Raw genomic sequence first — 16,908 nt, 5'->3', positions numbered from 1 at the left:
CAACTACGGCCGCTGCCTACCGTTGGAAAGCGGAGCCGTTGTCCTTGTCGCATAGAACGAAGGGGTAGATTCCGTCCTCGGCGTTCCCCTTCCGGATCTCCCCTGTCCGGTGGATCCGCTCGATCGTCTCCTTCCATTCCATGTCGTAGCCTTGGCAGACCATGTCCGCTTTGGTCGACGACTTGCCGTGTCGTACCTTCCCGATCCGGCATCCGCTCTCAAGCATTCCCAGATCGCGTCCCTTGATCCTCATGGCCGGGCCGTTGTCGGCATCGGCGAACTCGCACGAGCTCTCGGGATGGCGCCAAAGGCCATCGAACGGGTTGGACTTCGAGAATGTTGTTGTTGCTGAAAACGCTCGGCGTTCGGGCGGCGAGCCGCACCCCTTGAACGCATACGAGTTCGGCAGCGCGACAGTCTCGCCGGACGCCTTCTTGTCATAACGTTTGATCTGAACGGCACCTCCCGAGCGCTGGGCGTACGCGACGTGCTGGCTGAGGTTCGCGAAGATCAGGTACTTGGGGCTGCCCCCTTCGTAGATCGACTCCTCGTCCACATCCAACGAGCTGCGCTCCCCCAGCAGGGGGATGCTGAGCGAGCAAATCACGTCGCCGTTGGAGCACGCGTAGTCAGCTTCGACCCGCCACGACGGCTTCCCGCCAGTCATGCCCTCGAAAATGTAGGTTCCCGCGGGCGACGAAGGCGGCGTGTAGAGACGAACCTCGTTCTTGCCCTGCTTGCCAGACCAGACCATACCTTGGCCTTCGCAGGTTTCGGCCGCAGCCGCCGTCAGCGAGAGCATGATCGCCGCCGCTGTGTAGAGAATCGCCTTCATTTCATTCGCTCCGACCGCCCGCCGCGGCTTGTCCGTATTCGCGCTTTAGTGGTGTCGGAGGCGTAAACGATCGTTGCGATTGCCAAGCAGCCCTAACGCCCGGTTGCAATCCGCCCTCGCATCTTGCGCCCGAAAAGTCTCAGCTAACCCGAGACTCCTCCCGCCCCGGTGCCGTCCATGCCCTCCGTCACCCCCATCGGCTTCCGCTTCGACATCGACCACGCCAGCTTCACGCGCGACATGAACGCGATCGCGCGCAAGGCCATCTCCCGCGCTGCGGCCGCTGTTACGAACCGGGCGGCCCGCGAGGCGGTGGTCGCACTCAAGGAGCACGCGATCGATGTCTTCGACCGCCCGAAGCCCATGACGGCGAAGGCGTTCGACATGCGGCCCGCGCGCATCCGGGGCGGCAACGCAGCGTCGGCGTCGGCGTCGGTCTTCATCAAGGAGCCAGCGGCCAGCTACCTCTACCGCCAGATCGAGGGCGGCGTCCGGCGCACGGGCGAGGACGGCGGATCCGGCCCGCGAGACCTCTTCACGTACGCCCTCCGGCCGGACCGTTACGGCGGCGTGCCGCGCGGGGAGTCCCGGCGGCTGTCGACGAAGAACAGGCGGGAGAAGGCCGCGCGGAAGTCGGCGCGCGCCGCCGGGGCGGTGTACGGGAAGAAGGGCGGCGTCTTCTTCGGCGAGGTGAACGGCGTAAAGGGCTACTGGCGCCGGCCGCGCAAGCACGACGGCAGCCCGATCCTGCTCCTCAAAGTCCAGCCAGTCGCCAGGTACCGGAAGATCTTCCGCTTCGAGGAGACCGTCCGGCGAAGCTACAGGCTGTTCGCCTCGCAGCGCGAGTTCGGGCGCGAGTTGGACCGCGAGATCGCGCGCGTGCTGGCGGGGCGCGGCGGGAAGAAGTGACGGCGGGTTGCGAATCCCGGCGCCCGGTGCGAGCAGTCTCACCATGAACGAGACTCATCCTTCCGAAGACGACCTGAAGCTGCTGAAGCGCTACTGGCCGCATGTCGACCGCGCGGATCCCAACGTCATCTGGGCGATCGCCGAGGAGATCTACGACGGTCGCGAGAAATGGGAGGTCGAGTTCGCCACGGACCTGGTCCGCCTGAAGCCTCGCGACAAGGGAGGTCGCGCGACAGGCAAGCGCATCGACCGTATGGCGATGAAGCGCTGGAGGAGCGGCGAGAACGACATCCCGGAATGGCTTGCCGTTGGCCTCCCGAGGCTCCCCGGCTTCAGCCTTGCCCGCCGCCTAGCTGATCTCTCGCTCCAAGGCGACGCGCTGCGCGCGGAGGAGGCCCGCCTCGCGGCTTGGGTCGCCGCGCAGGTCGAGCGTTACGTCCCGTCGGTCGAGCGCGACCCGACCCCTCGCCCGCCGCCGCCCCGACCGCCGACGCCGGACCGCGAGTGGCCGTCCGTGTCGCCCGAGGAGATCGAGGCTGCCGAGGACATCGGCTCGCTCGCCGCGCGCGTCGAGATGGGCGTCGTCGAGCCGGAGGCGGCGCCTCGGCCGGAGCACCCGGTCCTCGCGGACGCCTGGGAGCGCGGCTGGGGCGCGGCCTACGAATGGGAGCTGTCGCGGGTCCGCGAGGTGGCGGCGGCCGCCGAGGCGGAGCGTGCGGCGAAGGCCAAGGTGCAGGCGCGCAGGGAGGCCCGGCGGGCGGCGGACCTGAAGAGGCGGCTCAGGAAATGAGGAAGGCCGCCCTTTCAGGCGGCCCGGTCCCTCACCAGTTCGGATCGTAGTACGGAACGTAGCGCGCGTCCTTCGCAGCTTTGTCGGCCATCGCCTTGATGGCTTCCTCGCCGCCCAGCGCCGCGAGGGCATCGGGAAAGGTCGGGGCGCCCACGCCGACCAGATCCGCGAGCGAGTGGCAATGGGCGCTGATGTAGCGTTTGGGGTTTCGCGCGACGTCTTCCCGGTCGAGGTCGCCCTGCCACATCGTCCGCTTGAACTTGCTCGCGCGAACCCAGGCTCCGCTCTCGTCGTCGTACCAGACTTCGGCGACGGGCGTCTTATCGTGCCGGAGACCCAGCTTCCCTGTCGCCGGGTCGTAGGTCGCCCTCAGTCCTGCTTCCATTGCGGCGCTGATCGCGGTGGCGGCTTGCTCTCGGCTCATGCGGCCTCTCCTTCCAGCAACTCGAGATCCTTCGCCCCGCGCTCCCGCAGGAGTTGCGCGAGGCGGTCGACGGCGGCATCGGGCGGGTCCTTGGCCGTCTGGCCTGCGTGGCCCCATTTCGAGACGTAGCCGAGGCTGTAGCCCGTCGCCTCGGCTACCTCCGCCTGCGTGAGACGCAGGCGTCGGCGGATAGCATTGTAGCGGGCGGCGGCGGTCATGCGGCCGCCTTCTCGGGTTCTGAACCCGACAGCTCGAGAACTGGCTGGCAGATCTCCCGAAAGGTGGCCTTGGCCTGCTCGCTGGCGAGGCCGCCCCATCCGCTCTCCTCCTCGAACGCCGCGACCACGTCCTCGAGCCGGGCCTCGGCCACGTCCAGGGCAGCGGCGAGACGGACGCCGGACGTGCCGTCGGCCAAGCGAATGCGGTGCACGTACCCGTGCGCGGTGAGCCAGGCAACGCTGTCCCTGAGGTACTCGCTGCCCAGCCGCGCGGACCCTTCCGCGATGTCGATGTCGAGGAAGGTTGTCGTGCCCCATCCCTCTACGGGACCTTCGTCGTGAAGGGCGACCGGCATGGTCTTGAGGAGCGCCCGCAGCTCGGAGACGGGCTGGAATTGGCTGGCCACGCGGTTGTCCGGCTGGGGGTTGTACAGGGTGGCCACTGGGACCTGTTCGTCGATGCTGTCGATCGCGCCCTTGAGCACCGTCGCGACGCTCGCGCAGATCCACTTCGGCGTTCCGTCGATGCTCACGGTCCACGCGTACCGGACGGAGACGGTGGACGGCTTGTCCTCGCGAACGGCCGTGACCGTGTGGCCCTTGTAGGACAGCGCGACCCGGTCGACCTCGAGGGACTCGATCTCGGCCCCTGCCACTTCCGCGACGGCGTACACCGCCTCGACGTGAGCCGCCTCGGACGCGAGGCGGTCGTCCACCAGTTTGACGGCGGCCTTGAAGGCTGCCGACGGCGCCTTCTTGGCGCCCTCGTCCCGTCCGTCGACCGCGATCGACCAGCCGCCCCTCGGCGACATGTCCATCTTGATCCGGATCTCGCTGCCCTTGTAGCCGACCACTGTCGTGTGGTGGTCCTGCGTGACGCTCGTGGCCCCCGCTGCCTCGGCTGCGGCCTCGATGGCGCTGTGTGCCTTGCTCTTCATCGTCGTGTCTCCCTCATGACCGGATCCGCCGGCCCGTCGCGTGCGCTGCCGCCCGTCGCCCAGCAGCCCCGTGACGGGCGGCTGGATGGCGGGCGCGGAGCCGAAGCTCCGCGCCGATGTCCGTGTCAGGCGGCCTGCCGGAGGGCGCGGTTGCGGTAGTAGGCGTAGAACTGGCCGAACTCGCGGACGTGCTCGCCGTCGTAGGCGCTGTAGTCGCCGTCCGGCATGAACCAGATCTCGTACTCCGCCGCGCTGCGGTCCTCCCCGACGAGGATGCGGTAGAGGTCGACCTCTTCGCCGACATCCCAGCCGATGGCCTTCTGGATGGACAACATGTCCTCCGTGGTGAAGTCGTTGTTCTGGATGGCACGCACCGCGAACACGTTGCCGGACCCGACGTGGACGGCGACGGCGATGTAGTGTTCCTGCTGCTTGAGCACGTCGCGGTAGGTCGCCTCGAACTCCTCGTCGGTCACGTCGTAGGTCACGTCGTAGAACTCGCGCAGGATGGCCAGCCGCGTGTTTCCGTCCACGGAGCCGTAGTCGAAGCCTTCGGCGATGGCTTTGCGCAGCTCGGCGGTGTTGGTGATGGTCATTGTCCGTCTCCTTCGGGCTTGCTGCCCCCGGCGACCCACCCGCGCAAGTCGCCTGAAGAAAAGGATGTGCCGCCACATCCTCGGACGCAAGCACCCTCCCTCTGGCGCTCGACTTGCCTCAGTACTTATGCCTCGCAAAGGATGTTGACGGCATCAGAGACGCTGTAGAATTTATCCCATCGACCTGTTGACATCTGGACACACGTCTTCCAGATCTGTTGCGCCAACTAAGTTGACGAACGCAGACATGACTTTGCATTTTTCGAATTCGTCTCGGATCACGGAAGCGTGATGGCGGAATCTTGGCCCCGCCCGCCCCAGCTCGCCGGCGGCCGCCACTGACGGCGCGCGCGATGGCGCCACGGTGCCAACCATGGACTCGGCCGCAGGCTTCCTAAGGCTGCGCACGGCTGCGGTTCGTGCGTGACGATGCCGGATTGCCCGGAGCCGTCGTGGCGGCTCCGGGCAACGACGCGGCCTACTCGTCCGCCAAGTGCGGCAGGACGGGAAGCGTTCGCTCCATCTCCGGCGGGATGCGGATAGGACAGCAATGGTCGCGATCGCGCCCGACGAGCAGGTCCCGCCCGTTCCGGCGGAGACTGAACTTGAGCGTGGCCGCGTCGAGTTGCCCCCATGTCCGAAGCGTCGCGACCGTCATGGGAGATACGATCTTGCGCTCCAGCGCGATGCGGTCGATCGCGGCGGCGATGACCTTCCTCGCGTTCGCCATCGTCTGGGCCGCCCGGCGAAGGGTGAGGTCGTCAGCGTCGCGGACGTCCTGCTTCTGCCCCAGCTCGAACCGCATGACCTGAAGGCGGTCGATGTTGCGCTTCAGCGTCGGGGCGATCTTGGTCGCCCTCGGGTCGAGCACCTCCCAGCCCTCGATGGTCGCGTATCGCTCGTGCTTGTCGACCGTCCGCATCTGGTGGTCGCCGTCCGCCCCGGCCCTGATCTCCCGGGTTCGGACGATCAGGTTCAGGACGCCGTTGCGCACGTTCTCCCACAGGCGGAGGAACAACGTGTTCGCGAGACGGCGCTGGAGGGTTTCGCGGAACTCGTCGGCCGCCTTCGCCATCTCGAGGACCTCGTCACCCGTCCTCACGATCTCGGGCAGCAGGGGCAACTGGGTGATCAGGTACCGGGCGTACTTCTCCCGGCGCTGCCGCTCGCGGAACTCGTGCTCGGCGAGTTCGTGCCCTTCGGCGTCGAGGCTCTTGTAGCATTGCGGCCCGATGAGGCGGATGACGGCCTCGTCGGGAAACCAGGCGATCTTGCCGCCCGACTTGTACTTGCGATGCCGCGGCGTGCAGCAGGGACAGGGCGCGACCCGGTCCATCGTCACCCCGAAGGTCGGGACGTCGAACTCGTCGAGGTAGACGATGCGTCCGCCCATCGGCGGCGTGGTGTGGGTGTGTCCCCACCACAGGTGCGGGTCACCCTTCGTTTTGATGTGCTCCTTGATCTCGCGCACGAGGTCCGGAGCAGGAAAGGTTGGGAACCAGGGTTTATTCTCGAATGCACTTTCGGGTACTTCGATTGGCTCGCTCAATAGCGTCTCCTTTCGAAGCGGAACGTAGAGTTCGCGATCTGTTCTGGGAAGCCTCAGAGGGCACTTATCCCCAGGTTGCCGCTAATTGTAGACGTTTTTGGCGATTCGAGCGCTAGATCTAGCTGGGAGACCGCCGACATAAGCCATCCGTCGCCCATGGAAGTAACGCGAGGAGTTACTTTCAGCCACGTTTCGCGGCGGTGCCCGCCAGCCATTTGACGCCCGCCTCGCCGGCAACCACGCTTTCCTCAAGTCCCGAGGGAGAGCCGCCATGCACGCCACCGCCAGCACCGTCCGCCTTCGCCCGGTCCGGATCCCGGCCCTGTCGCCGGAGGCCATCCAGGCCAACGTCGTCCGCAACTGGTTCGCCGTCACGGGCGAGGCCCGAGCCAAGCGGCTGCTCCTCGCCATCGAGCCGACGTCCGGCAAGATCGCCCGCCGCTCCCGCGAGGGCCTGCGTGCCGCCATCAAGATCCTTGGCACCGACCCGGTCGATGTCCGGGACGTCGCCGAGATACTACGCGGCATGGGCGACAACATCTCCCATCTCTGCAACGTCCGGCTCGGCTACCTCAGCGACGCGTCCCTGTGGGAGGACGCGGCGGTCGGCATGGGCAACTCGCAGTTCGCGGCGACGCGTCGATGCGCAGAGCCGTGCGCGGCGTCGGACGCGGTGGTGCTGCTCGGCAGGTCGCTCGGCGTCGTCGAGGCTCTGCTGTCGGTACCGGAGGGCGAGCGGGCGGTGGTGGTGGGCGCGAGGGAGGTGGCGTGATGGAAGGCCAGATCTTCAGTACCCGGCGGCCGCTCAACCGGGCGACCATCACCGACGTCTGCGGCGGCGACATCCCCATCGGCCCCAGCGGCAACACGCTCGGGACCACGTCCCTCACGCCGCCCGTCCTCGCGGTCGGCCGCCCGCTCATGACGAACAACACCGAAGCCGAGGAGCCCAAGCCTTTCGACATCGAGACCCATTTGGCAGCCCTGAAGAGGAAGCGCGAACTCCAGACCTTGCTGGCGCGGCCGATGACCTTCGGAGAGTTCATGGGGGCTTGGCTGCGCGCGGCGAGGCAGCGGGAGATCGAGAACGACGTGATCTGCGAACTCCTTCGCGCGGTGCGCAGGGAGACGGCCTCCGGGCTGTCCGAGCCGACCGACCGGAGGCGGCCGTGAGCGCCGTCGGTGAGGCGGCGGAAGTGTCGGTGCGGCCGCGCTACGTCATCGACGTCGGCAGCATCCGTGTCGTCGTCGATTCGCTCGCGGACGCCGCCATCGCGCGGCGGGTGGCGCAGGAGCTGGCGGCGCTGCGCGCGAGGGCGGCGTCGTGACTGCCGCGGCCTGACCACGCGCCACACGAGTGGGTAGAATGCAGGCTCCCGTTGATTCGACAGGATGCCTCCGTGAAGTTGGTTCGCGATGCCCGCACTCTGAAGCTGAAGGCCATCTGCTCGCTGCGCTCGGCGATGACGACTTTCAACTCCTTCCACGAGGACGGCAGACTTACGACGGTCTTGCTGCACCTCCAGCACGCCACCGAGATGCTCCTGAAGGCCGCACTCGTTCAGAAGAAGGTGGCCGTGTTCGACAAGGACAAGGGCACCGCCTACGGCTTCGAGAAGTGCGCGAACCTTGCGAAGATGCACTGCGGCGTCACAGCGGATGAGGCGGGCGTGTTCAAGGCGGTCGACGCCATGCGAGACGCCGCGCAGCATTGGATCGTCTTCGTGTCGGAGGACATCCTGTACCTGCACACCCGGGCGCTGGTGACGGCCTTCGACGCAGTCCTGCAACGGAACCTCGGCGACAGCCTGTCGGAGCACCTGCCGACGCGCGTCCTGCCCGTCTCAACGATGCCGGCGGGGGACTTCGACTTCCTAATCGACCGCGAGTACAAGCTGGTCGCAGACCTCCTTGCACCGGGGAGACGCGCGCAGGACGAGGCCAAGGGCCGCATCCGCTCCATGCTCGCCATGGAATCCCACGTCGCCGACGACGTGCAGGTGTCCGAGAAGGACATCGAGCGGGTCCTGAACGCGATCCGCGGCGGGAAGGAGGTGGCCGACGTGTTCCCTCGACTTGTCGCCCTTCAGGCGGTCACGACCGGGGTCGGCCCCAACATCAACGTCACGATCTCGAAGAAGGCAGGCGCCCCGGTGAAGCTGGTTGCTGGGGACGATCCCGCCGAGGCCGGAGCGGTGCGGGAGATCGACCTCCGGAACCGCTTCCACATGAGCGCGACGCAGTTGGCGGAGAAGTGCAAGCTGACACCACCGAAGGCGGCTGCGGTGCGTCGGTTTGCGGGTATTGACGCTGACCCGAAGTGCCAGCACACGTTCGAGCACGGGAAGAGCAAGTTCCCCAGCTTTTCCGACCACGCGGTCACCCGCATGAACGCGGCCGTTGCGGAGCATACCCTCCAAGTCATCTGGGCGGCGAGGAACGCGCCCGTTGCCCCGGCTGGAGTGCAAGCCGCTGCCTGAAAAGACGGCGCCCGCTTTCGCGGGCGTCCGACCGTCGTGCGGTCTCGGGGCGCAGCTCTTCAGGGATCGTCCTCGCATCCCGGCATCCCCGCCGGGACCGGAAAACATTTCCGGTGGCGCTGGCTGTCCCACGCCCAATCACCAGCGAGTGGGGTCGCGCGCCGGGAGGCTTGAAGCCCGCCCGGCGCGCCGGGGGTGTCGGTGGCGCATGGCGGATGCCAGTGGGGCCAGTCGACTGCTATGGCTCGGTAGGCGTGCCTTACCGTGATTTACTAGACCAGCGCGGAGCTGGTGCACATGCGCCCGTCCCCCTTGCGGGTGAGCCTCGGACAGCGACGCTGGGGAGACGCTCATGCCAGAGCATGAAAGAATCCAGTGTTCCTGCCCGCTGACGCGTGTCAATTTGCGACCGCGTGGGAGTGAGGGTGGATGGGCAGGAATTCATATCTAGGCGGCGGAACCATTGTTCACGCCGGAAGCGGGTTCTTCAGCCATAAGGGAGGCCCAGGACGGAAGCGCAAGGTGATGGGTGACGAACCCGGGAAGCAGGCCGCCCCCGGCAGTCTTTGTAGCTTCCCCGTCGTCGCCAAGCCCATCCTAAAGCGTCGCCTGAAGAAAACGGTGGTGATTGTGGCCCAGGAAGAGCGCACGGCACCACAGGCACAGCACGTCCTCGCACGGTTGATGAAGATGACGGAGAACGCCGGGCGCCTGTCGAGCCAGCGCGTTGGCAGCGCGCTTGCCGAGTTGGCTGCGGCGCGAGCGGAGGAGGCCAAGGTCAAGGAGGCGTCCGCCATGGTAAAGGCGGCCATGGAAAAGGCAGCCACAGAGCTTCCCTCTCCTAAGGAAGTCACGGCCCTCTCGTCGTCCGTGCGATCGCTCGTTAGCAAGACGCTCACCGCGAAGCAGCCGAAGGCATCGAAGCGTTCAAAGAAGGCCAAGCGTTGACAGTTCTCCATCTCAGCATGCCGCCGAGGGTGGGTCAATTTCAGCACCACGGATTCCCAGAAGTCGGCCATGGCTGCGCCAGCCCCTCGCCAATGAGCACCTCTCCGGCGTCCCCCCCATCAGCCAGCGTCACGGTGACGAGCCGCCGGCCGTGCTTGTCGGCGCTCCCGCCCGACATCGTGTAGCCGCCGGACATCAACGCCTGAAGCCGTCGCGTCGCCCGGTCCCCAGCCGTGCGCTCGGCGGCGCATTCCGGTCGGCCGACCTCGGGCGCGTCAACGCCGCCGGACCGCGTCGTGAGCCTCCAGGGCTCGCCGTCAGCCACGCCGGAGTCGCCATCCGTGATGCAGGTGACGCCGCCTCCCCCGCGTCGGTACTCCGGTGGGCAGAGCGGCACGTGCCGCGCGGCGACGGGCGTCGCCGCCGGACCGGATGACCATGGCGCGCGCATGCCGTCGACCCAGGCGTCGGCACGGTCGACCCAGCCGAGCCAGCCACGGTCCTCGGCTGCCGCGAGCCCAAGTAGGGCGACGACCATTCCGGCGCCGAGCGCGACGTCGTGGAGACGCCTGCGCGGGGTGCGGAAGCGGCGGGCGCGGCGCGGCGTCGGTGTCCGGCCGCTTCGGCCGAAGGGCTGGCGAGGGCGATTGTCGGATGGGTTGAAGCGGCGCGGTGTCATCAAGCCATCGTGGCCGGAGAAGGTGAAGACGGCGCGAAGGTCGAGATTGAAACTGTAGAGGTCTCCCAGATCACTCGCCGCCGTCGGTCCGCCCCAGGAGCCTCTCGACTAGGTGCTCCAGACCGTCCAGCTTCTCGAAACCGCTCCCCCGCAGCCGGACATGGTTCTTCCGATCCGGCCGCACGCCTTCCGCCGTCCGACCGATGCGCCGAGCCGGGCGGTACCCCTCCAGCGACAGCATCGGCTCGCCGGGCGCGGCGCCGAAGTACCAGTAGGCTCGGACATCGAGAGCGTCATCGACGTCGAGGTAGACGACGCAGCCGGAAGGCTTGTCCGCAAGCGACGTCACGATGTCGAAGTTGCCGGGGTTCTTCAGGCGGCCCGCCTTGAGCTGCACGTGCCGAACGACGACGCCCCACGCGATGACGAGGTCGTAGCCGTAGCCGTCGAACTCAGAGCGCAGGATCTCGACATCGGTGATCCCCGCCTTCCAGAGAAGCCGCCACATGTCGGCGACGAGGGAATGCTCGAGGATGCGCTCCCGGAGGCTGGATGCCGTGGCGTGCTGGTCGCGCATGTCATTCACCTTCCGCATCCCCGGCGGCGGGTGCGGCGGCGACCATCTGCGGGGCGACCTCCAGCAGCATGTAGCCGAAGCTCGGCGGAGACGGCAGGACGGTCCAGGTGAACTGGTAGTCGCCCTCAAGCGTGATGGGCGAACCGTAAGGCCTTTCTGTCCTGTAGACGAGTTCACTGCCGCTTCGATACGCGCGTCCATCCCGGAAGTCGAAGTCCTGCGTGTTCTCGCTATAGCGCGGATGGGTCGCGTAGTGGGGATGGTCGGTGCCGACGAGCATGAAGCCGACATCGGCGACGTCGGCGCAGCGCTCCAGCCGGGCGATGTCGCTGAAGACGTCGTAACGGTTGTTGGGCTCCCGCTGGCGGGCCTTCTTGAAGAACTTTAGCTCGACCGCGCACCGGGCCTCGACCCCGTCGCGGTCGGTAATCTGGAACCAGATGTCGATCCGCCCGCGCGACCCGTTCGGGTCCGCCAGGGGCTTCTCCAGCTCAATGGAGATCGTCTCTCGGCTGTCGACCAGTTCGAGGTCGGCGACCGTCGCGATGATCCGGCCGAGGTGGAGTTGGAGGGTCGCCTCGCTCTCGCATCGAATACGCCCGCCTGCGATCTGCGCGAACAGCTTCGCCGTCGCCGTCGTCGCGATGTAGCGGAGGCGGTCGATGTCGGCGGACGTGGCGCGCGGTGCGGTGTGCCCTTCCTCGGTGTCGACGAATGTCATGCTGGCCTCCCATGCGATCTCGAATCTTGCATAGCGGTCGGCGAGCGTTTCGTCAGGGTTGCCCGAGCCGGCCGAAAGTGAGGCGCCCCGCCGCTGCCATGCGCAGCCCTGTCCAATTTTGGGGGACGACATCCCGAGCGGATGCCGAAGAGCGTGCCGGAGAATGCCGGGCCGGAAGGCCTCGGCGCCGCATAAGGGGTCGCGCTTCCGGGCAGCGACCGCCCCGGCCGCCGCCGACGGGACGCGGCCGGCAGGAATGAAAGGGGGTCGAGACTTGCGGGTCTCGGCCCCCTCTGACGTTCCAAGAAGTCGATCTGACGGACTTCCCGGAATCTAAGCTCAGCTCAGCGGGTCACCTGCTCTGCAATCCGGTTCAGCGCGGCGATCACGCTCTTCGGCGGATATGGCTTCGCGAAGAACAGCCCGTTCTCGGGCATGTCCTCCTTAGTGACCCGCACGTGGCCGGACGCCACGATGATCGACACCGGGGGCCATCGGTCGCGCACCGCGCGCGCCAGCTTCAGGCCGTCCATCGACCCCGGCATGTCGACGTCTGTGAAAAGGACCCGGATGTCCGAATGCCGCTCCAGCATGCGGATCGCCTCGTCCGCGTTCGACGCTCCGTAGGCGACGAACCCGGCTTCCTCGATGAGGTCGATCGCGTCCATCAGGAGCAGCGGCTCGTCCTCGACGACAAGAACGGCAAGTTGGCTTGGGTTGAAGGATTGCGCCATCTGGCCCTAAGCCGTCGGGAGGTTAAAGAGTTCAACTGAAAAGGAAATCTTCGCCTCCTGCGTCTCACACGCTACCTTCGAGGCTGTATTCTATGCCCTCAACCGGATACGCAAGGTTAGCGGTGCCGGAGAAATATGTGGGCACGACACGAGCGGTCAACCGCGACCCGAACCCTTGCCTTTCCGGAGCAACGACGGGCGGGCCGCCGCTTTCCCTCCAAGTGAAGCGGAAGCGGTCCGCACCGTCCTCCCACGCGATGAAGACGTGCCCGTGCTCGTTCGACAGGGCGCCGTACTTCGTGGCGTTGGTCGCCAGCTCGTGGATGGCAAGCGCGAGGCCCATCGCCTGCTGCGCCGTGAGGGCGACAGGCGGCCCGGCGACCGTGAAGCGATGCCCGCCGTCGTGATGGGGTGCGATGGCTGCGGAGACGACGTCCGCCACCTGCGCCGTCTCCCAGTTCGTCTCCGTCAGCATGTCCTGCGCCCGGCCGAGAGCTTGGATGCGCTCGGTAGCCCGACGCGCCGCGTCGTCAAGCGAGTCCGCGTTGCGCAGGCTCTGCGTCACGACGGCCTGTACCATCGCGAGCGTGTTCTTCATCCGGTGCGACAACTCCCGCTGGAGGACTCGCTGACTGCGCTGCCAGTCGCGCTGGTCGTCCAGCAGCCGCTGCATGGCCGCCACCTTCAACGCGGAGTCCAGATGGTAGGCGATGAGTTCGGCGAACAACTTGAAGCTGTTGATGATCTGCGGCGTCTTCAGTGTCCGGGGGTTTGGGTCGATCACACATAGCGTGCCGTAGACGGTCCCGTCGGGCAGCACGATAGGGAACGAGGCGTAGCTCTGGAAGCCGTACATGACGGGCGACGGGTGGTCGCAATAGGCAGCGTCCTCCGCAGCATGCTCGATGATCACGGGCTCTTTCCGCAGTCGGATCTCGCGGCAAAAGGTGGTGTCGATCTTCAGCTCGCTGCCCGGCACTAGGCCGAACCCCGCCTCGTCGCGCGTGGAGCACGCGACCCAGCGATCCGCCGTCACCCGAGCAACGACGCCGCACCCCATTCCCGTCATCTGGCACACGACGTCAAGGATCGACGGCACCGCCGGGATGCTGGCGATCAGGTCGAGGTCGGGCTGGAAGTCGTGGGACACTCGATGCTCCGGAGGGAGTTTGCTGGCCCATGCATAGCAAATCGAGGGGGATTCGTAAGCATTGCCATCCCCTGCGGGTCGGCATTCGGAAGGGCGTCGCCCCCTTTCTCACATTCCGAAAAATCCATCTGGCGGACTTTTCGGAATGTGAGACCCGGCACGGCTCGGTCAACGGATTGCGCGGCGGACCCACCGGGCCGACGTGGTCGCCTTCTCAATGGGCCGAACGTCATCACGGCGTCGTGATGGCTCCCGTCCCATCCTCGTTTGCACTCGGCTTCGCCGGCAACCACGCTTGTCTCCTGTCGAGATGAGGGAGACATCGATGAGCGAGAACCACGTGTACACCTGGGACGACGGCAGCGTCATCACCGAGAGCGCGACCGTGACCATCATGGCCACCATCCGGGGCGTGCCGCGCGCCTTGATGACGACGAGGCTGGAGGTCGGTTCCTCCTTCCTGCACTACGTCGGACGGGCGGCCTCAGAGGACTGCTACGGGATCAGGACGATCCGCGAGGCATTCGCCGCCCGCCTTGCCGCCAAGTACCCCGGCGCCGGCCCGGTCGAAACGTCGGCTCGTGCCAGTCTCGTCTACGAGGGGTTCGGACCGCCTCGGGCGGACGGCGGAAGGCTGTCCGCATACGTCTACGAGCACCTGGAGGTGCCTTGCCTCGCGCGTGAGGTCGAGGCGGCGCGCAAGCGGCTGGACGCGGCCTTCGTCGCGCAGCTCAAGACGGCAGCTATGGAGCGTAGCCGAGAGGTCCGCGAGGCGGCCTGATGCAGCACGCGCCGCAGGCCGGGCGCCGTTGCGCCAGCCTCCGCCGGCAAGCAGGCTTGATCCTCAAGACGAGGACGATGCCATGGACGACCTGACCGCCATTCCCGACGACGCCGCCGATGAGGTCTCGCAGGAGGACTTCATCGATTGGCGCACGCGCTGGGCGAACGCCGACCGCGTGTGGGACATTCCGGTCAACCAGTTGTTCCCCGATGCGGGCAGCTTGATGGGGGACGACCGCATGGTTCTAAGCGGTCGCCCCCTCGTCCATTGGCAGCGCAACCATGTCGTCTGCGCCGACGGCTTCCGCATGTCCGTCCAAGACAGCCCGATGATGTACAGCGTCTACGACAATGACCTCGTGTGCACGCACGTCGAGGTTGGCTTCCCATCGGAGCCAGAGCCCCTACTGGCGAGGTGGGCAGACGACGAGACCGCCCCTACCCAGACGGTCTACGGCTACGTCTCGATCCAGACCGTTCTCGCCGTCATCGAGAAGCACGGCGGCCGTGTCCGGTGGTACAACCCGCAGCGGGTCGAGGGTTGAACGCGGATGAGAGCGACGAGCGAGGGTGTTACCGACATCGACTGGTGGCAACGGTTCGGCGCCGTCCCAAGGCACAGCTTCATCCCCGTCAACGGCGTCGTCCGGCGGGTCGATGACCGTTGCGGCGCGTGGATCGCCCAGCACGAGGCGGCCGAGATCGTGGACGGGATGCTCGACGAGATCCGGGAGCTGCGCGCGGCGCGGGACGGCGCGTCGGGGTAGGCGCCGGGGGTCCCTGGATGGGGGCGCCCGTGGGGGTTAGTTTGCGGCGGCACCCGGTCGCCGTTCAGAAATTTTGGAAAACTGTTCCAGCATCAAGGTCGCCGCCGGAGGCTTCCCCGCCGTCCTTCCGTCCGTAGAATGTCCCGCAACGCAAGGGGATGACGGCATGGGCGAGGCGACGGACAAGCTGATCGAGTTCTGGGGCGGCTTCGAGGGCGGCCGCCACTGGGTCCATCCCACGGATGAGGCAGTCCTTCGGCAGGCGCGTTACGTTGAGCGCGTGCGCTGGGACGCCCCGGAGAACCAAGCTGCCGTCATCGCCGAGTTCCGCCGCGAGCGGTCCCGGCTCCAGGCATCGCTCGTCCCGCAGCCGTTCGTCGGCGACCTCCGCCGCGCGGACATCGTCCTGTGCCTCTTGAACCCCGGCCTCGATCCCGGCAACTGGCTCGATGAGGGCGACAGGACGGTGACGCGCGCCCTGAAGCTGGCCGGGCTCCGGCAGTCCCCTCTCGCGTCGCCCTTCTGGTCCATCGATCCCGAGATCGCGAACGCGGGCGCCTTCAGGTGGTGGTGGCCGAAGTTCGCCGCGCTCGCCGACGGGCTGGTCGCCGACGGCTGGACGTTCGACGAGGCGATGTCGTCCCTCGCGCAGCGCGTCGCGTGCGTCGAGATCGTCGCCTACCATTCCCGGACGTCGTCCCCCATCACGGCAGACCTCATCGCGGCGCTGCCGTCGTCCCAACTCGCGATCGAGTTCGTCCGGGAGCGGGCGGCCGAGGGCGCGCAGGTCGTCTTGTTCCGCAGCCACGCCGGCTGGGGCCTCGCGGACGACGGCGACCGGATTCGGCTGGTCACCGACTCCATGCGGTCCATCAACGTCGGGCCGGACACCCAGGCCGGCCGGATCATCCGGCGCCGCATGAACCCCGACCTGACAGCGCTCGCTCCGTTCGCCGAGACCTTTGCGGCCGACGGCTTCCGCTTCGGCGATTGGGGCGGCGGCCAGCCGATGGACGGCGGCGCGATCCAGATGCCGTTCTTCTCGCTGTCGGAGCCAGCGCAGGCCTTCGTGCAGGCGGCGTACGACGGCGGGTGGGTGCCGTCCGACTTCTCGTGGGGCGACTGGCATGGCGGCGAGGAAGCGACCCGGCTCCGGCGCGACCCCGGCGCCGTGGAGGCGGCAGGCGTCCGTCAGCTCGCGAAGCTTCTGACGACGCTGATCCGGGGCGACCGCTTTTCGGAGGGCACGCTCGCGTCCGCGTTCGAGAGCGGGCTGCTCCCGCGCATCCTCCGACGCGTCGCGGAGCTGGCAGCCCTCACGGGGCAGACGCCCATGGCGCTGCCCGACCCGTGGTTCGCGCTGACCGTCCACGACGGGGCGTCGCTCGAGATGCCGGGCATCTACGAGTGGATCATCGAGGGCGTTGGAAGCTACGTCGGTCGCTACACGCGCGGCACCCGGCCTACGCGGGAGTACAGCCGGAACGTCGGCAACCTGTTGGGCGGGCGGGGATACCGCGCGGGGAACGCGACCGGGTTCCGGCGCATCCATGTCGCGTTGGCGGACGCCGTGCGCGCCGGGCGGGGCATCGAGCTGCACATCCTCGAGAACCCGGCGGCGGGGGACATCGGGGCGCGGGAGATGGCGTTGATCGCGGAGAGAGGGACGCTGAACGGTACGGGGCGGCCGAGCGGGGGCGCGGCGCCGGAGTAAGGGGTAACGGGCGCCCTCACCCCGTCGCCGTCAACATTCTTGGTTTCGGCGGTTCGGCATCAGCACCCCGCCGTCGAATGTTGCACGCGGACGTGT

At 67.4% G+C, this 16,908-nt stretch carries 22 protein-coding genes; 11 read left to right on the top strand and 11 right to left on the bottom strand.

What is annotated here, in order from left to right; genetic code table 11:
• Nucleotides 1–16: 16 nt before the first annotated feature.
• The gene (locus O5O54_RS13315) at nucleotides 17–835 is read right to left on the bottom strand and encodes a hypothetical protein (RefSeq protein ID WP_279482288.1); all 819 of its coding nucleotides are present in this window, start codon (nucleotides 833–835) and stop codon (nucleotides 17–19) included.
• 177 nt (nucleotides 836–1,012) lie between these two features.
• Between O5O54_RS13315 and O5O54_RS13310 the strand changes: the two genes are divergently transcribed.
• Together O5O54_RS13310 and O5O54_RS13305 are read left to right on the top strand one after the other, a co-directional pair.
• Nucleotides 1,013–1,744, top strand: coding sequence for a hypothetical protein (locus O5O54_RS13310; RefSeq protein WP_279482287.1), 732 nt, complete (start codon nucleotides 1,013–1,015; stop codon nucleotides 1,742–1,744).
• 43 nt (nucleotides 1,745–1,787) lie between these two features.
• Nucleotides 1,788–2,534: a hypothetical protein gene (locus O5O54_RS13305; protein ID WP_279482286.1), complete on the top strand. Its 747-nt coding sequence runs from the start codon at nucleotides 1,788–1,790 to the stop codon at nucleotides 2,532–2,534.
• A gap of 31 nt (nucleotides 2,535–2,565) precedes the next feature.
• On the opposite strand, the gene O5O54_RS13300 is transcribed toward O5O54_RS13305, so the two are convergent.
• From O5O54_RS13300 to O5O54_RS13280, 5 genes are all read right to left on the bottom strand, one after another.
• A complete protein-coding gene (locus O5O54_RS13300) occupies nucleotides 2,566–2,958 on the bottom strand; it encodes a hypothetical protein (protein WP_279482285.1) in 393 nt (130 codons plus the stop codon).
• Complete coding sequence (locus O5O54_RS13295; RefSeq protein ID WP_279482284.1) at nucleotides 2,955–3,176, bottom strand: helix-turn-helix transcriptional regulator; 222 nt, start codon at nucleotides 3,174–3,176, stop codon at nucleotides 2,955–2,957. The genes O5O54_RS13300 and O5O54_RS13295 overlap by 4 nt, the downstream gene beginning before the upstream one ends.
• A complete protein-coding gene (locus O5O54_RS13290) occupies nucleotides 3,173–4,114 on the bottom strand; it encodes a hypothetical protein (RefSeq protein ID WP_279482283.1) in 942 nt (313 codons plus the stop codon). The genes O5O54_RS13295 and O5O54_RS13290 overlap by 4 nt, the downstream gene beginning before the upstream one ends.
• Before the next feature lie 125 nt (nucleotides 4,115–4,239).
• Nucleotides 4,240–4,710, bottom strand: a complete 471-nt coding sequence (locus tag O5O54_RS13285; protein ID WP_279482282.1) for a hypothetical protein — start codon at nucleotides 4,708–4,710, stop codon at nucleotides 4,240–4,242.
• A gap of 478 nt (nucleotides 4,711–5,188) precedes the next feature.
• Nucleotides 5,189–6,181: a hypothetical protein gene (locus tag O5O54_RS13280; RefSeq protein WP_279482281.1), complete on the bottom strand. Its 993-nt coding sequence runs from the start codon at nucleotides 6,179–6,181 to the stop codon at nucleotides 5,189–5,191.
• Between the two features lie 349 nt (nucleotides 6,182–6,530).
• Here O5O54_RS13280 and O5O54_RS13275 point away from each other — a divergent pair, with 349 nt between their 5' ends.
• The 5 genes from O5O54_RS13275 (at nucleotide 6,531) to O5O54_RS13255 (ending at nucleotide 9,687) form a co-directional block, all read left to right on the top strand.
• Entirely contained in the window at nucleotides 6,531–7,031 is a 501-nt protein-coding gene (locus O5O54_RS13275) for a hypothetical protein (protein ID WP_279482280.1), read from the top strand.
• Nucleotides 7,031–7,432 (top strand): hypothetical protein, encoded by a 402-nt coding sequence (locus O5O54_RS13270; RefSeq protein ID WP_279482279.1) that lies wholly within the window; start codon nucleotides 7,031–7,033, stop codon nucleotides 7,430–7,432. The genes O5O54_RS13275 and O5O54_RS13270 overlap by 1 nt, the downstream gene beginning before the upstream one ends.
• Nucleotides 7,429–7,587 (top strand): hypothetical protein, encoded by a 159-nt coding sequence (locus O5O54_RS13265; protein ID WP_279482278.1) that lies wholly within the window; start codon nucleotides 7,429–7,431, stop codon nucleotides 7,585–7,587. The genes O5O54_RS13270 and O5O54_RS13265 overlap by 4 nt, the downstream gene beginning before the upstream one ends.
• A gap of 72 nt (nucleotides 7,588–7,659) precedes the next feature.
• On the top strand, nucleotides 7,660–8,739 hold the full coding sequence (locus O5O54_RS13260; RefSeq protein WP_279482277.1) for a hypothetical protein: 1,080 nt from the start codon (nucleotides 7,660–7,662) through the stop codon (nucleotides 8,737–8,739).
• A gap of 525 nt (nucleotides 8,740–9,264) precedes the next feature.
• Nucleotides 9,265–9,687, top strand: a complete 423-nt coding sequence (locus O5O54_RS13255; protein ID WP_279482276.1) for a hypothetical protein — start codon at nucleotides 9,265–9,267, stop codon at nucleotides 9,685–9,687.
• 40 nt (nucleotides 9,688–9,727) lie between these two features.
• On the opposite strand, the gene O5O54_RS13250 is transcribed toward O5O54_RS13255, so the two are convergent.
• The 5 genes from O5O54_RS13250 to O5O54_RS13230 form a co-directional block, all read right to left on the bottom strand.
• Complete coding sequence (locus O5O54_RS13250; RefSeq protein WP_279482275.1) at nucleotides 9,728–10,369, bottom strand: hypothetical protein; 642 nt, start codon at nucleotides 10,367–10,369, stop codon at nucleotides 9,728–9,730.
• Between the two features lie 67 nt (nucleotides 10,370–10,436).
• Nucleotides 10,437–10,943 carry a hypothetical protein gene (locus O5O54_RS13245; protein WP_279482274.1) on the bottom strand — a complete coding sequence of 169 codons (507 nt, stop codon included), beginning with the start codon at nucleotides 10,941–10,943 and terminating at the stop codon, nucleotides 10,437–10,439.
• Between the two features lies 1 nt (nucleotide 10,944).
• Complete coding sequence (locus O5O54_RS13240) at nucleotides 10,945–11,664, bottom strand: hypothetical protein (RefSeq protein ID WP_279482273.1); 720 nt, start codon at nucleotides 11,662–11,664, stop codon at nucleotides 10,945–10,947.
• Between the two features lie 344 nt (nucleotides 11,665–12,008).
• A complete protein-coding gene (locus O5O54_RS13235; protein WP_279482272.1) occupies nucleotides 12,009–12,398 on the bottom strand; it encodes a response regulator in 390 nt (129 codons plus the stop codon).
• Nucleotides 12,399–12,462: 64 nt separating this feature from the next.
• Nucleotides 12,463–13,548 carry an HWE histidine kinase domain-containing protein gene (locus O5O54_RS13230; RefSeq protein ID WP_279482271.1) on the bottom strand — a complete coding sequence of 362 codons (1,086 nt, stop codon included), beginning with the start codon at nucleotides 13,546–13,548 and terminating at the stop codon, nucleotides 12,463–12,465.
• A gap of 325 nt (nucleotides 13,549–13,873) precedes the next feature.
• Here O5O54_RS13230 and O5O54_RS13225 point away from each other — a divergent pair, with 325 nt between their 5' ends.
• From O5O54_RS13225 to O5O54_RS13210, 4 genes are all read left to right on the top strand, one after another.
• Entirely contained in the window at nucleotides 13,874–14,329 is a 456-nt protein-coding gene (locus O5O54_RS13225) for a hypothetical protein (protein WP_279482270.1), read from the top strand.
• Nucleotides 14,330–14,411: 82 nt separating this feature from the next.
• Nucleotides 14,412–14,876, top strand: a complete 465-nt coding sequence (locus O5O54_RS13220; RefSeq protein WP_279482269.1) for a hypothetical protein — start codon at nucleotides 14,412–14,414, stop codon at nucleotides 14,874–14,876.
• Nucleotides 14,877–14,882: 6 nt separating this feature from the next.
• Complete coding sequence (locus O5O54_RS13215; protein ID WP_279482268.1) at nucleotides 14,883–15,098, top strand: hypothetical protein; 216 nt, start codon at nucleotides 14,883–14,885, stop codon at nucleotides 15,096–15,098.
• Nucleotides 15,099–15,264: 166 nt separating this feature from the next.
• Nucleotides 15,265–16,812 (top strand): DUF6508 domain-containing protein, encoded by a 1,548-nt coding sequence (locus O5O54_RS13210; RefSeq protein ID WP_279482267.1) that lies wholly within the window; start codon nucleotides 15,265–15,267, stop codon nucleotides 16,810–16,812.
• Nucleotides 16,813–16,908 lie beyond the last annotated feature (96 nt).

This window comes from Aureimonas sp. SK2 (genome assembly GCF_029813115.1).
Taxonomy (GTDB): Bacteria; Pseudomonadota; Alphaproteobacteria; order Rhizobiales; family Rhizobiaceae; genus Aureimonas.
The sequence above is the reverse complement of the archived record's forward strand: the minus strand, read 5'-3'. Positions and strand labels throughout refer to the sequence as shown.

Bases quoted from the DNA above. Each gene is read 5' to 3' on its own strand.
- O5O54_RS13315 (WP_279482288.1), bottom strand. From the start codon at position 835: ATGAAGGCGATTCTCTACACAGCGGCGGCGATCATGCTCTCGCTGACG.
- O5O54_RS13310 (WP_279482287.1), top strand. From the start codon at position 1,013: ATGCCCTCCGTCACCCCCATCGGCTTCCGCTTCGACATCGACCACGCC.
- O5O54_RS13305 (WP_279482286.1), top strand. From the start codon at position 1,788: ATGAACGAGACTCATCCTTCCGAAGACGACCTGAAGCTGCTGAAGCGC.
- O5O54_RS13300 (WP_279482285.1), bottom strand. From the start codon at position 2,958: ATGAGCCGAGAGCAAGCCGCCACCGCGATCAGCGCCGCAATGGAAGCA.
- O5O54_RS13295 (WP_279482284.1), bottom strand. From the start codon at position 3,176: ATGACCGCCGCCGCCCGCTACAATGCTATCCGCCGACGCCTGCGTCTC.
- O5O54_RS13290 (WP_279482283.1), bottom strand. From the start codon at position 4,114: ATGAAGAGCAAGGCACACAGCGCCATCGAGGCCGCAGCCGAGGCAGCG.
- O5O54_RS13285 (WP_279482282.1), bottom strand. From the start codon at position 4,710: ATGACCATCACCAACACCGCCGAGCTGCGCAAAGCCATCGCCGAAGGC.
- O5O54_RS13275 (WP_279482280.1), top strand. From the start codon at position 6,531: ATGCACGCCACCGCCAGCACCGTCCGCCTTCGCCCGGTCCGGATCCCG.
- O5O54_RS13270 (WP_279482279.1), top strand. From the start codon at position 7,031: ATGGAAGGCCAGATCTTCAGTACCCGGCGGCCGCTCAACCGGGCGACC.
- O5O54_RS13255 (WP_279482276.1), top strand. From the start codon at position 9,265: ATGGGTGACGAACCCGGGAAGCAGGCCGCCCCCGGCAGTCTTTGTAGC.
- O5O54_RS13245 (WP_279482274.1), bottom strand. From the start codon at position 10,943: ATGCGCGACCAGCACGCCACGGCATCCAGCCTCCGGGAGCGCATCCTC.
- O5O54_RS13240 (WP_279482273.1), bottom strand. From the start codon at position 11,664: ATGACATTCGTCGACACCGAGGAAGGGCACACCGCACCGCGCGCCACG.
- O5O54_RS13235 (WP_279482272.1), bottom strand. From the start codon at position 12,398: ATGGCGCAATCCTTCAACCCAAGCCAACTTGCCGTTCTTGTCGTCGAG.
- O5O54_RS13225 (WP_279482270.1), top strand. From the start codon at position 13,874: ATGAGCGAGAACCACGTGTACACCTGGGACGACGGCAGCGTCATCACC.
- O5O54_RS13220 (WP_279482269.1), top strand. From the start codon at position 14,412: ATGGACGACCTGACCGCCATTCCCGACGACGCCGCCGATGAGGTCTCG.
- O5O54_RS13215 (WP_279482268.1), top strand. From the start codon at position 14,883: ATGAGAGCGACGAGCGAGGGTGTTACCGACATCGACTGGTGGCAACGG.
- O5O54_RS13210 (WP_279482267.1), top strand. From the start codon at position 15,265: ATGGGCGAGGCGACGGACAAGCTGATCGAGTTCTGGGGCGGCTTCGAG.